This window comes from Aquimarina litoralis, from assembly GCF_019295435.1.
In the GTDB taxonomy this organism is placed as follows: Bacteria; Bacteroidota; Bacteroidia; order Flavobacteriales; family Flavobacteriaceae; genus Aquimarina; species Aquimarina litoralis_A.
Genome location: NZ_WEKL01000004.1, coordinates 1 through 14,102, shown reverse-complemented (window position 1 = coordinate 14,102; position 14,102 = coordinate 1). Strand labels below are relative to the sequence as shown.

The following is a 14,102-nucleotide window of genomic DNA, read 5'->3' as shown; positions in this document are numbered from 1 at the left end:
AGTATACTATACTTATATAATACGTGTAAAGAGAAAAATGTTACGGGGAGAAAATTTACTAAAACGTTGTAGTGTTAATAAGTTGCGAAATATGTTGTTGTTTTAACATAATTTCAATCAAGAAATAAGGTTTTGGGGTAGTATTTTGTTAGATTGAGATTCTGATGTCCGCTCAAAATTTGAGAAAAAGGGAAATTATGAGTCTCTATAATTTATAATTAGTTTAAGATTTTTATGAATTGAAGCCTTTGTGTTATGATTATATTCCGCTATTTAATTTGATAATGAATCTTTTATGTTCTTTAAAATAAGTAGCTCAACTATGATTTCTAAAAAAAAGCAGGTTAGTGAGATACTAACCTACTTTAAATCCAGTACTTGTTTCATTGTTTCCCATAAAAAAAACTTAGAAGCAAAAACTTAGAATTATTTCCTAGATCATAAGATCTCACAATATTCTGTCGAATTGAAATGAGTTTGCCCAAAAAATACTTTGCCATTTGCATAAGAACAATTAGGAAGTGATACATTATAATAGGTGTTTTTACATAAAGGTAAACCACATAATGGACCAACGCCATTTCCATTGCCATATCCTCCAGAAATTGTTTTACTTTCTTCTTTGTTTAATAATCTAGCATCTTTAATTTTAGATAAAAACTTTTTTTTCATGATTTTACTTGTTAAAAATTAATAATTATTGATCATAGTATACTACTACTATCCAGTGTAAAAAGAGTAGGGAATGTTACTATAAGAAATTTTACTACAACGTTGTAGTGTTAATAAGTTGTGAGAATTATTGGTTTTTAACAGTATTTTGAATAAAATWACAATTAGTAATGTATTGGTTTGTTAGATTAGAATTTTATTGTTTTCAGGTTTATTTTGGAACTTCCTAAAGAAGAGAAGGAGCATTTTAATGGCTACAGCATATAATTGATTTCGATATTTTGTTTTACAATCTATTTTAGAAGCGATAAAAAAAGGAGCACTTTTTCAGCACTCCTTTTAAAATACATGCGGTTTTCCGCTTTTTAGCGCAAACTCAACTTGGTGGTGGCTATTCCTTTTTCATTTTGGATTTGTACTAGATATAATCCTCTAGCAAGATCTCCTATTTCGAAACTACTTCCAGCTTCAAAATTACCTTCAAACTTCTTAGCTAGTGCTCCTGTGATATTATATACAAATACTTTTTGTACGGATTCATCAATGCTAAATGCTGTTTTTGCAGGATTAGGATATGCATTAAAACTAGTTAGATTATTAGTAATATCTGGTGTGCTTAAACTTCTTTGCTCATTTGCATATACTTTAAATTCTCCTGGTTCTAAACTGATCGTAGCATTTACATCTGTTACCTCAATACTTGCGCCTGTATCATCTAATAGATCATACCAAGTACCAGTTTCCTGAAAAGTAGGGTTCATAGAAATTGTATTTACTCCAAAGTTTCCAATAATCGTTACATATCTAATCTCATCACCAGTTGCAGCATCATCTGTAAGCTGAATTTTCTTATTCGAAGTTGATACGGATAAGGTAAAGTTATCGGTTTTAAATATCTTCTCATTCAGTTTTAATTTAATTAGCTTAGCATATATGTCATATACATCAGTTCTGTCTGAAACATTTAAGTAATCCCAACGAATAGGCTTAGGATTTGTTCTACATCCATTATCAATGGACCCATCTTCGCATCTATTGATGCTAAAACCATATCCTAGTTCTCCAAATTGCCATATCATTTTTGGACCTGGAACCGTAAAGTAAAATGCACCTGCAAGCTCAACTCTGTCCAATGCAGTTGATAATTCTGTTACGTCATACGTTGGAGCATTAGTAGCATTACCAAATTGAACGTTTTTATACATTAATCGCTCTTCATCATGACTTTCCATGTATGAAATTGCAGAAGGACCATCAAAACCTTTTACAGCATAGGATACTCCTGAAAAATTGGATTTACCATTATCATGGTAACCCATTGTAGACTCATTGTAAGGATCGGTTTGTTTGTTCCAAAGTAATATACCTTTACCTTCATTAGCTCGATAATCAGCCCATTCCTTTTCCTCGGCAATGCCTCCTAAATGTTCAAAAATGACATAAAAATTAGGATCAACATCCCATTGATAATCAGCATATTCTTTTAGAATATCAACTCTATCTTGCTGAAAGGAATTAGTACAAGCATCGTTAGAGGCTGTGCAGTTTTGAGTAAACCCTTTGGTTAGATCCCATCTGAAACCATCAACGTTATATTCTTCAATCCAATACTCAACAGTTCTTTTTACATAATCTTGCGTAGCCTGTTTACTATGATCAAAATCATTAAACACACTAAAAGAATGCGTTGCTGTCTGGTTGAAGAAGGGGCTATCTGCACTTGCTTGCCCTCCATAACCTCCACCAGATGTATTCCACATTCTATAATATGGATTTTGACCTGTTGCATGGTTATACACCACATCTAAAATTACAGCAATTCCTCTGGCATGACATTCATCAACAAATTGTTTAAAAGCAGTTGGAGTACCATAATATTTGTCCAAAGCCATATGGAAAGAAGGATTGTAACCCCAACTAATATTTCCATCAAATTCTGATACAGGTAGTAACTCAATCGCATTTACACCTAAATCCTCTAAATAATCTAATCTTGCTTTTACAGCATCAAAAGAATGTAGGTTGTCAAAGTCACGGATTAATAATTCGTAGATTACTAGATCCGTAACTGCTGGTCTTTGGAAGTTGGTAGTTTGCCATACATAATCAGCTTCTCCAGTTTTGAACCAAGAAACAGCATCATTTGTTTTCCCTGTAGGATAATCTGGTAAATTAGGGAAAGTTGTATCATCAATAAAACCATCGTTAAACTCAGATAATATTAAAGTAGAGTAGGGATCTGCTACAGAAATAGAAGCGTCAACAACATACTGATATAATATATCTGCATTATTAGGCAAATTATCAATAGTAATCCAGAATTTATCTTGTGCACTATCTTTATTTAGTAAATAGGTATTGTCAAGACTCCAGTCATTACCGTTAAAATTACCTTTAAGATGTACATAATCTTTTCCAGGAGCAAATAGTACGAAAGTCGCTGAAGTTCCATCTAAGTTTAATCCATCTTGCATACCTGCTGGTACAGGTGCTTCAGTAACCACAGGAGTAGTAATAGCAGAAAATGTTTCTGATAATGAATTTGTTGTTCCTGTTTCTGTTGCTACTAATTCGAAATCAACACCTTCGGTGATCGTATAATTAGTAGTGTAATTTGTAATTCCAGCTTGTGTGTCTACCGATGCTCCGTTAGCAAATAATTCAAAATCCGCACTGACTGTAGAGGTAGCTGAAATAGCTAAATCACTACCATTATCAATGATGCTAACAGCATCTGTAGGTGTATTTAAAGTAAGTTGAAATATACCTACATTGACAACATTATCTTGTGTTTTATTATCTCCAGTTCCATCTTGAGCTTTTGCTAGCATTCCTATACGATCAATTCCTGTAGCTCCGTAAAAAGTGGTAGGAGTTAAAGTGATAGAGTAGGTGCCATCCCCATTATCAGTAAAAACTTGTGGAGTTGTTGCGTTTGAGGAATCGGTCCAATCTCCATTATTTGGAGAATTAATAGCAGCTGTTGCGGTTGGGCTATCGAAATACCAAGCCCATAAATAAAGATCAGTATTTCCCCAAAGGCTAAGATCAATTCCTGAAACTGTAATTGTAATCTCATCATCTTCATTAAATGCTGCCGGATCAATTGTGAAGGTAGCATTTTGTTGTTGCGCATGACTTAAGGTCAATCCCAAAAAGAATATGAGTAATAAAGTAAATTTTTTCATGACTATATGTTTTGTATTTATAATACAAAAAGGCTGTTATTAAACAGCCTTTTTGATTATTTATGATATGTTATTCTACTATTGGAATAAGAACATAACTTCCGTTAAGATCATTAAACCAAATGTCATATACACCTTCTCTAGAAACTGGAATATTTGGTCCACCCATGGTACCAAAACCAGTAAGCTCAGTGTTATTTCCCCAATTTACAGCCCAATCATCATCTGCTCTAAATTTGATCTCACCAACTTCAAGAGTTATTCCATTAACATACCAGATATGAGGATCAAAAGTTGATTGAGTTAAATCCATATCACTTTGCCATCCATCAGGAGTTCCATCACCATCATCATCAGCACTATTAGTAGCATTACCGATAACACCAATAGTAGCATATGTTGGAGAAGTACTCGCATCAAAAGGATCAAATGTATAAGATAAGTTCTCTGGATCAACAGAAACCGTTAACGTATAATATCCAGTTGTTGGAACTACAAAAGAACCTGGGTCTCCACCAAGAATATCACTACTAGTAAAAGATCCTCCGTCTAACCCCCATTGTGGTTGCCACTGACCTTTAGTCTCAAGTAACTTAAATTCATTAGCTACAAAATATCCAGTAAAGCTATAAGCATTTTCGTTTCCTGGATCTCTAGTTAATGGAGTATTATTATTGTTATTATTCCAGTCAGCTGCTGTTGCATTTCCAACTAAAAATAATTCTCTTAATAATACGATAGGCTCTTCACCAGTAGGCTCTGGTAAGAATACATTTAGTGGTAAAACATCAGAAGTTGTAGAAGGACCATCAGCTGTAGTACCTACAGAAGCTACTATTCTAAAGAACAATTCTCCTGCGTTGTTTGGTACTGGGTTACCATCACCATCAAGAACAGGATTTCCGTCTCCATCCACTTGAGATGTTTCTGGGTCATTATCTATTCCTGCAATTGCTGCAAGGTCAAATAATTGTTTTACCGTTATTGAGATATCATTCGCAGAAGTAGTTCCAAGAGATTCAAAAGTGTCAAATGAAGACATAGCAGCCCCTTGAAGTTCATAACTTATTGCTGTTTCAACTCCAAAATCTGGAGATTGCCATACAAATCTTTCTGCAGTATTATCTAAGGTTTCAGCTGTTAAAACATATTCTGAAGAAAAAGAATTTACAAAAGTTATTGCTTCAACAGGATCTTGTGCTGTAAATACAAGAGCGTCATCATCGGTACAAGCATTGAAGGTAACAATACCTACAAGTGCAAGAATTAATATTAGTACTTTTTTCATTTTGCTTTTATTTTTAAGAATTGAGTTTAATGATTAATAACCAGGGTTCTGGCCTAGATTTTGGTTAGCAGCTCTTGCCGCGTCAGGAACAGGGAATAGGTCTCTAAATGCTGGTATAGAAATACCATTTAAAGAATTTCCTTTAAGTGCCCAGTTATAGCTTCCTCCAGAGAAAAGTCCAAAACGTATTAAGTCTTGTCGTCTGTGTCCTTCCCAATATAATTCTCTTGCTCTCTCATCAATGATAAAATCAAGATCAACATCACCTAAAGAAACTGTTCCTGCATTACTTCTATTTCTAAGGTCATTGATATAACCTAAAGCAGTGTTTTCATCACCTCCTCCTCCACGAAGATTTGCTTCTGCATACATCAGGTAAAAATCAGCTAACCTGAAAAGAGGGAAATCAACATCTGAGAATGTATTATTAGTGTCCGTTCCAGTATCACCTCCCGTGGTTACGTTAGTATATTTTTCTAAAACGAAACCTGTTCCAGGATCTGTAACATTGGTAATCTCTGCGATTCTGTCTTCTTTTAAGATTGTGTTTCTTTCGTCGTTTGTAAAATCAGCAGCATCAAATTTCTCAGAAAACTGAGGTGATATTCTGATAGCGCCACCCCAACCTCCGGCAGATACACCTAGGTTTTCTCCATTTTGTTCAATACTTCCTACAGCACCATTGGTCATTACAGTTGTTGGACCGAAATTTTGTACGAATTGCCCATCCGCGATCAGCGGGAAAATAATTTCATTGGCCGCTTGATTCGTATCATTGTCTCCTCTAAAAAGATCTTTATAATTATTAGCTAAGGTGTATCCTCCATTAATAATTCTTTCACAATAAGTGATACAATCACTGTATCTATTGCTTCCAATATATACTTCTGCATTTAAATACATTTTGGCAAGGATTGCCCAAGCTACTCCTTTATCTGCTCTTCCATACTGGTTTTGTCTAGGATCTGCAAGTTCAGATTCAATAGCCAGTAATTCAGTCTCTATAAAATCGAACAATTCTTGACGATCCATTTCAGGTCCTTGAGTATTACCAACAACATCGTTTTCCGTATATAAAGGAGCTCTTCCATAAGAATCCATTAGATGATAATAAGCTAATGATCTAATTAATCTAGCTTCAGCTCTATAAGCTGCGATTTCTGTTCTCAATTCTCCGCTAACTCCTCTAGAGTTCAATTTATCATCAGTAGTTTGACGTAAAAACTCATTTGATAATGCAACAGAATACATAGCTCTACTAAAGAATCCACGAAGAATTGTATTAGCTCCTGTCCAAGTAGAAGTTTGTAAATCATCTATAAATCCACTTTCATCATTGATATATGTCCATACAATTTCATCAGTACTAAATATTTGCATATTCATAATACCACGACCATATTGACTCGTACCAGCATCCAACCCTCCGATGTTAGAAGAGGTAGGGCCTGTTAATCCTGTAAGAGAAAAGTTTCCATACACTCCGGCGATAGCTTGCTCGTAAGCTCCAGGTTCAGAGTAGAATTCTTCATCAATAAAAACCCTGTCATCCCTTGGATCTTGATCTAAATCACTTGTACAAGAATTTAAAGCTATGATTCCCATCACTAGCATTAAATACTTGAAATAATTAGTTTTTATATTCATTTTCATAACAATTAATTAAAATTTTACATTAGCTCCCATTAGGAATGTTCTTGCGCGAGGGAAGATAGTTTGATCAATCCCTGAAAAGATTTCAGGATCTAATCCTGAATATTCAGTCAATATAAATACGTTTTGTACACCACCCCATAATCGTATTGAAGAAGTATCTCCAAAGAATTTATTAAAGGTGTATCCTAAAGTTACATTATCCATCTTTAGGAAGGAAGCATTTTCTACGTAAATATCTGATTGGAAGGTGTCTCCAAAAACATTAAAATTGGTGTCTAGTACTGATGTATTTATATTTGCTAGTGTACCGTTGTTATTAATAGCATTGAATGTCGCTAAATTCTCTACTGCATTAAACACATAGTTTCCAAGACTCGCTCTAAGGTTAAATGAGAAATCAAATCCTTTATAAGTCATATTCGATTGGAATCCCATGGTTACATCAGCATCACGATTTCGGTAAATGTATCTATCATCACTGTTGATAATATTATCACCATTTAAATCGGCATAAGCACCTTCTATAGGAGCACCATTCTCATCATATAATTGTTTGAATACTAAGAAAGAAAAAGGAGCAAACCCTTCTCTGTGTAATTGAACGTTACCACCTGTACCACCTACAGATGCACCAACTAATTGGTCTTCACCACCTACAAGTTTTTGAACTTCTTGGTCAATCATTGCAGCATTATAATTGATATTCCATGAAAAGTTTTCATTTCTTACAATGTCTGCATTAAGATTTAGTTCTATACCTTCTGTTAATAGCTCTCCAAGATTCTGCTGTCCAATGTTTCCAAAGTTGGCACCATCAGGTAAACTACCACTAATAAAAAGATCTTCTGTTTCTCTACGGTAAACATCTACAGATCCATTAATTCGGTCGCTAAATAATCCAAAGTCTAGACCTATGTTATATTGGGTAGCAACTTCCCATTTTAATTCCTCGTTTCTTAAAGATGGATTTGCAACTGTAATAGAAGCATCTCCGAAAATATATTGAGAAGTATTTTGACTCAATTGATATTGTGCGATATATGGTAATTTATTAAATTGTCCAGCTCCAATATTTTCCTGTCCAGTAACACCGTATCCTAAACGAAGTTTTAAGTTACTCAAGGTTTGAGAATCTGCTAAGAAGTTTTCATCAGAGATATTCCATGCAAATGCTGCTGATGGAAAATTACCCCATCGATTATCTTCACTAAATCTTGATGTTCCATCTCTTCTATAGGATAAAGTCAATAAATACTTATCGTTTAAAGAGAAATTCGCTCTACCGAAAAATGCGACTAATACTAAATCCGGATCAAAAGCTCTGATTGCCTGATTAGATTCGTTATCACCTCTAAGCTCTCCTGTATTAGAATCTTCTACTCTAAAGTTTTGATAAGAATATCCACCAGTTATGTCTAAATTGAAACCTCCGAAATCTTTCTTATAATTCAAATATGAATCAAATAAGGTGTTTCGTCTATAACTTTCAAATTCAGTTAGAGAACCATCTAAACTACCATCAGCTAATAATTGTCCACTACTATTCTGTCTAGATAATTCATTAAAACCATCACCATTCTGTTCATCAAAACCTACATTTACAGTAGCTGTTAATTCTGGTAAAAACCAAAAAGAGTAATCTACTTTGAAGTTTCCAAAGTAACGATCCACCTCACTACGATTGTTTCTTTGTAAAAGTGATGCCACAGGGTTAGAAACAGCTAATATATCGTTAAAAGATCCGTCAGGGTTGATGCTGTCATATTCGAAAAAACCTCCAAAAGGGGAGTTAGGGTCTCTAACAGGTTGAGTAGGATCAAATGCAAGAGCTGCACCTTCAACACCATTGGCAAATCTTCTTTTTTCAAAAGTAGCGTTTGCATTTAAGTTTATCTTAAGACTTCCATTTAAAAAAGTTGGATTAAGTACTAATGCGGCAGTACTTCTTTCAAATTCACTAGTTAAACGTAATCCACCTTGATCAAGATGACCTAATGATAATCTAACAGGTAGCACATCAAATAAAGAACCTCTTATAGAAATATTATTGTCTGTAGATACCGCATTTCTATATATTTCTTTTTGCCAATCAGTATTAGCATTTCCTAATAAAGTAGGGTCAATATTGCTGTTCACTAGAGCTTGTTCTCTTACTAAATCTCTAAATTCATTAGCAGAAAAAACGTCTATCGTATTGGGAATTGTATAAATACCCGATTGAAAATTATAATCTACCTGAAACCCCTTACTACCTTTGATTGTTTCGATAATGATAACCCCTGCTGATGCTCTGTTACCATAAATTGCAGCTGCAGATGCATCTTTTAATACGGTAAAAGATTTAATATTGTTAGGGTTTATAGAGGAAAGAATAGATTGTGAGCCACCTACTACATTATTATTAACAGGTAAACCGTCAATAACAATTAATGGATCATTGGAAGCAGCAAGAGAACCACCACCACGAATTCTAATAGCCGCACCCGAACCTGGAGCTCCACCAGCATTAATATTAACACCAGCCACACGACCATTTAACAGATTTTCTGGAGATACAATGTTTCCTTTATTAAAATCATCAGCTGTTACAGTGCTAACAGATCCTGTTAAATCCTTTTTTCTAGCAGCACCGTATCCAATTACAACTACTTGTTCTAGTTCAGCAGCGTCTTCTTGTAAAGTAACATCGATTCTGCTAGTTCCTGAATACGTAAATTCCTGAGCAATAAAACCTACATAAGAGAATTCAATGATGTCTCCATCGTTTACATTGTTTAATACGTAATTACCGTCAAAATCTGACGATGTTCCGTTTGTTGTTCCCTTTACTATAATATTTACACCGGGAATCGGTTGACCATTTCCAGCGTCAGTAACAGTACCCGTAACTGTCGACTGTGCAAAAAAGCTCATTGGTATCAACCACAATAAAAACAATGCGCTTTTAGTAAATGTTTTCATATAATATTAAATTAGTTTTTAATTGTTTTTAGCCTTATATTTTCACTTTCTGAGAACCAATGTATGTAAAATCTGTGTTAAATTTCGGGTACGGTGTAGCCGTAACCTTACGAAAACGTTTGCGTGTGGATAACTTTTAAAATTCTGTTAAAATTTTAAGGGTAATTATGATCATATCGCATATTTTCGCAACAAAATTTAACTTTTAATAAAAATTCAAGGGAAATGAAGCAAAAAGTTACGTTAAAACAAATAGCAAAAGAGCTCGATGTATCCATCTCTACGGTGTCAAAAGCATTAAAAGATAGCGTAGAAATTAGTCTTGATACTCGACAAAAGGTAAAAGCTTTCGCTAAGTTGTATAATTACAAACCTAACAACATTGCATTAAGCCTTAAAAACAGAAAAACCAAGACGATAGGAGTGATCATTCCGGAAATTGTTCATCATTTTTTTACTACTGTAATTGGTGGTGTAGAGAAGGTTGCCAACGAAAAGGGGTATAATGTAATCATATGTTCTTCAAATAACTCCTTTGATAAAGAGGTCATCAATTTAGAAATGTTAGCAAGCGGTAGTGCAGATGGGTTTATTTTATCTGTTGCTAAAGAGACACAGCAAAAGAAAGATTACCATCATATCGAAGAAACAATGAGTCAGGGAATGCCAGTTGTACTTTTTGATCGAATTATTGATGAACTTGTTTGTGATAAAGTAATTATTGATGATGGAAAAGGAGCACAAACAGCTACAAATCATTTACTTTCTCTTGGATGTAAAAAGATAGCAATACTAACTACAGTTGATTATATAAGCGTTGGAAAACTTAGAACAAATGGTTATCTGAGAGCATTAAGAGCTTATGATATAACAGCTAGAGAGGATTATATTTTAAAAATAGAAGATATTGATAATTGCGAATCAGAGATATCTAGTTTCCTTAAGGATAAAGATGTAGATGCTATTTTTGCGGTGAATGAATTGTTTGCTGTTACGGCTGCAAGAGTTCTAAACGAAGAGGGGAAAAAAGTACCTGATGATGTTTCTATAGTTGGTTTTACCGATGGTATTTTATCTAAACATTTTATCCCAAGTTTAACTACTATTAGTCAGCATGGAGAAGAGATGGGAATAAGAGCAGCAAAGCTACTTATAGATAAGCTTGAAGGAGAAGAGGATGTGCCAGAAGAATACAAGACAGTGATTATTGATACAAGCTTAATCCAAAGACAATCAACAAAAAAATAACACACTAAAATTATTTTATTTAAAATAATATAATATATTTGACCCCTATCAGAACTTATATTTTCACTTTCTACTAGCATAAGTTTTGATAAGTGTACGCGCTTATCATAGTAATTATTAAAGATTTACTTAATGAACAAGCGTAAGCTAAGTTTCTGGGAAATATGGAATATGAGTTTCGGTTTCTTGGGAATACAAATGGGTTTTGCTTTACAAAATGCAAACGCCAGTAGAATACTTCAAATTTTTGGAGCCGACGTACATGAATTATCATGGTTTTGGGTGGTTGCACCTTTGACTGGTCTAATTGTACAACCCATAATTGGATATTATAGTGATAAAACATGGACTCGTTTAGGTCGAAGAAGACCCTTTTTTCTTACTGGAGCTATTCTAGCTTCGATAGGGTTATTATTAATGCCTAATGCGGACATGTTTACTGCGTTTTTGCCTTCTTTGTGGGTTGGAGCTGGTATGTTAATGATTATGGATGCATCATTTAATGTTGCTATGGAACCTTTTAGAGCTTTAGTAGCGGATAATCTTCCATCGGATCAAAGAACACTTGGCTTTAGTGTGCAAACCATTTTAATAGGAATTGGGGCTGTAATCGGTTCATGGTTACCTTATGTAATGGCAAATTGGTTTGGTATTTCTAATGAAGCAGAGATAGGGGAAGTTCCATTACATTTGTTATTATCTTTTATTATTGGGGCGATCGTATTAATAGGTAGTATACTGTTGACAGTTTTTACTACTAAAGAATATTCTCCAGAGGAGTTAGCGGCATTTGAAAACGATGAAGAAGATTTAGAGGAAGAAAAATCTTCTTTAATGAATATTTTTTCAGATTTTAGAAAAATGCCATTAACAATGAAACAGTTAAGTGGAGTTCAATTTTTTTCTTGGTTTGGTCTTTTTGGAATGTGGGTTTTTTCGACACCAGCTATAGCCCATCATATTTATGGTTTGCCACTCAGTGACCATAGCAGTGAAGCTTATCAAAATGCTGGAGATTGGGTTGGTGTATTATTTGGAGTCTATAATGCTATTTCAGCAATATTTGCATTCTTTTTGCCTTACATAGCATTAAAAATAGGTAGGAAGTTAACCCATGCAGTATCTTTAGTGATTGGTGGTTTGGGTCTTATTTCTATTTATTTAGCACCAAATGAAGACTGGTTAATATTGTCTATGATAGGTATAGGAATTGCATGGGCAAGTATCTTAGCCATGCCTTATGCAATATTAGCTGGATCTATTCCTGCGAAAAAGATGGGGGTTTATATGGGGATATTTAATTTCTTTATAGTACTTCCTCAAATTATCAATGCAATTATAGGGGGACCGGTAGTTAAGTATTTTTATGGAGGAAATCCTATTTATGCTCTGGTAATAAGTGGTTTGTCTTTTATTGTGGCAGCTATATTAGTTGCAAGAGTTAAAGATGTTGATGATACTTTAATTAATACAAAAAATTAAAAGAATGACTAAAAAAGCATTCATATTTGATCTAGATGGTGTCATAGTAGACACCGCAAAATACCATTTTCTGGCATGGCAAAATTTAGCCAATACCCTCGGTATATCTTTTTCTGAAGAACAGAATGAACAATTGAAAGGAGTTAGCCGAATAAGATCCTTAGAAAAAATTTTGGAATGGGGAAATAAAACAATTTCGGAAGAAGAGTTTACCACGTTAATGGCTAAAAAGAATGAAGAATATCTGAATTACATTGAAACCATGGATACTTCGGAAATTCTGCCTGATGTTCCTAGAGTTTTAGAATATCTTTTAACCGAAGATCAAGCTATTGCTCTGGGTTCTGCCAGTAAAAATGCAAGAGTTATTCTTGATAAAGTGTTATTAAAAGAAAAGTTTCATGCCATTGTTGACGGAACTGATGTTACCAAAGCAAAACCTGATCCAGAAGTGTTTTTAATAGGTGCACAAAAACTAGGGGTTGCTCCTAAGGATTGTGTGGTTTTTGAAGATTCTGTTGCGGGAATTCAAGCGGCAAATATTGCTAATATGATCAGTATTGGTATTGGAGATCCAGAGGTTTTACATGAAGCGGATTATGTATTTAGTGATTTTACCGAAATAAAAGAAGAATTCATTAACCAATTAGTTACAACCGAAAAATAATGAGAATAATTTGAAGAGTTTTCAGGAGTATTGTAAAAACTTCTTTAGAGATTCTTCAAGCAACTAAAATTTAAAAAAAGAGAACCGATGAATCAGGATTATATTAAACCAGATAACTGGTCGATAATTGAAGAAGGATTTGATGTAGAAAGAGTTAAATCCTCAGAGAGTCTTTTTAGTATTGGTAACGGTGCTATGGGGCAGCGTGCAAATTTTGAAGAGACGTATACAGGCCCTACTTTTCAGGGGAGTTATATTGCAGGAGTGTATTATCCTGATAAAACCAAAGTTGGTTGGTGGAAAAATGGATATCCAGAGTATTTTGCTAAAGTATTAAATGCGCCTAATTGGATTGGAATCAATGTAGAAATCAATGGAGAAAAATTAGATCTTCATAGATGCAAAACAGTATCTGATTTTCGAAGAGAATTAAATATGAAAGAAGGTTGGTATCAGCGTTCTTTCAAAGCAGTACTTAGAAATAATACAGAAGTATCTATTAAGTCTACTCGTTTTTTAAGTTTAGATTTGGATGAAGTTGGTGCAATTAAGTATGAAGTTTCTCCTTTAAATAAGGATGCAGAGATTAGTTTTACTCCGTATTTAGATGCTGGAATTACCAATGAAGATACTAATTGGGATGATAAATTTTGGGATACTTATGAAGTTTCTCATAAAGGAAATGCAGCATTTATATCTTCCAAAACTATGAAAACTGAATTCCATGTTTGTACTGGAATGTTAAATCAATTGTTTTTGGATGGAGAATTGCAGGAAGTATACCCGTCTGTAGAGACAAATAAAACGTATGCAAGTTTAACGTATGATGTTGCTGTAGGAAAAGGAAAAACAGCGATTTTACATAAGTTTGGTGGATATACAGTTTCTTTAAATCATAAACAAGAAGATATCGCCTCTGCAAGTGCAGCTGTTCTTAAGC

8 protein-coding genes and 1 pseudogene are annotated in these 14,102 nt (G+C 34.1%); 4 read left to right on the top strand and 5 right to left on the bottom strand.

What is annotated here, in order from left to right:
- Window positions 1–438 precede the first annotated feature (438 nt).
- From GBO31_RS03100 to GBO31_RS03080, 5 genes are all read right to left on the bottom strand, one after another.
- Window positions 439–672 carry a hypothetical protein gene (locus GBO31_RS03100; protein WP_219006854.1) on the bottom strand — a complete coding sequence of 78 codons (234 nt, stop codon included), beginning with the start codon at window positions 670–672 and terminating at the stop codon, window positions 439–441.
- 365 nt (window positions 673–1,037) lie between these two features.
- Entirely contained in the window at window positions 1,038–3,860 is a 2,823-nt protein-coding gene (locus GBO31_RS03095; protein ID WP_219006853.1) for an alpha-amylase family glycosyl hydrolase, read from the bottom strand.
- Between the two features lie 70 nt (window positions 3,861–3,930).
- Window positions 3,931–5,148 carry a SusF/SusE family outer membrane protein gene (locus GBO31_RS03090; RefSeq protein ID WP_219006852.1) on the bottom strand — a complete coding sequence of 406 codons (1,218 nt, stop codon included), beginning with the start codon at window positions 5,146–5,148 and terminating at the stop codon, window positions 3,931–3,933.
- A 33-nt stretch (window positions 5,149–5,181) separates the two neighbouring features.
- Window positions 5,182–6,801, bottom strand: coding sequence for a RagB/SusD family nutrient uptake outer membrane protein (locus GBO31_RS03085; protein ID WP_343211284.1), 1,620 nt, complete (start codon window positions 6,799–6,801; stop codon window positions 5,182–5,184).
- Between the two features lie 9 nt (window positions 6,802–6,810).
- Entirely contained in the window at window positions 6,811–9,765 is a 2,955-nt protein-coding gene (locus GBO31_RS03080; protein ID WP_219006851.1) for a SusC/RagA family TonB-linked outer membrane protein, read from the bottom strand.
- A gap of 225 nt (window positions 9,766–9,990) precedes the next feature.
- Here GBO31_RS03080 and GBO31_RS03075 point away from each other — a divergent pair, with 225 nt between their 5' ends.
- The 4 genes and pseudogenes from GBO31_RS03075 to GBO31_RS03060 form a co-directional block, all read left to right on the top strand.
- A complete protein-coding gene (locus GBO31_RS03075; protein WP_219006850.1) occupies window positions 9,991–11,013 on the top strand; it encodes a LacI family DNA-binding transcriptional regulator in 1,023 nt (340 codons plus the stop codon).
- 132 nt (window positions 11,014–11,145) lie between these two features.
- On the top strand, window positions 11,146–12,495 hold the full coding sequence (locus tag GBO31_RS03070; protein ID WP_219006849.1) for an MFS transporter: 1,350 nt from the start codon (window positions 11,146–11,148) through the stop codon (window positions 12,493–12,495).
- Window positions 12,496–12,499: 4 nt separating this feature from the next.
- Complete coding sequence (gene pgmB / locus GBO31_RS03065) at window positions 12,500–13,162, top strand: beta-phosphoglucomutase (protein ID WP_219006848.1); 663 nt, start codon at window positions 12,500–12,502, stop codon at window positions 13,160–13,162.
- A gap of 87 nt (window positions 13,163–13,249) precedes the next feature.
- Window positions 13,250–14,102: pseudogene (locus GBO31_RS03060) on the top strand (glycoside hydrolase family 65 protein); the annotation flags it as partial.

Coding starts and splice junctions, on each gene's coding strand:
- GBO31_RS03080 (WP_219006851.1), bottom strand. CDS start 9,765: ATGAAAACATTTACTAAAAGCGCATTGTTTTTATTGTGGTTGATACCA.
- pgmB (WP_219006848.1), top strand. CDS start 12,500: ATGACTAAAAAAGCATTCATATTTGATCTAGATGGTGTCATAGTAGAC.
- GBO31_RS03085 (WP_343211284.1), bottom strand. CDS start 6,801: ATGAAAATGAATATAAAAACTAATTATTTCAAGTATTTAATGCTAGTG.
- GBO31_RS03090 (WP_219006852.1), bottom strand. CDS start 5,148: ATGAAAAAAGTACTAATATTAATTCTTGCACTTGTAGGTATTGTTACC.
- GBO31_RS03075 (WP_219006850.1), top strand. CDS start 9,991: ATGAAGCAAAAAGTTACGTTAAAACAAATAGCAAAAGAGCTCGATGTA.
- GBO31_RS03095 (WP_219006853.1), bottom strand. CDS start 3,860: ATGAAAAAATTTACTTTATTACTCATATTCTTTTTGGGATTGACCTTA.
- GBO31_RS03100 (WP_219006854.1), bottom strand. CDS start 672: ATGAAAAAAAAGTTTTTATCTAAAATTAAAGATGCTAGATTATTAAAC.
- GBO31_RS03070 (WP_219006849.1), top strand. CDS start 11,146: ATGAACAAGCGTAAGCTAAGTTTCTGGGAAATATGGAATATGAGTTTC.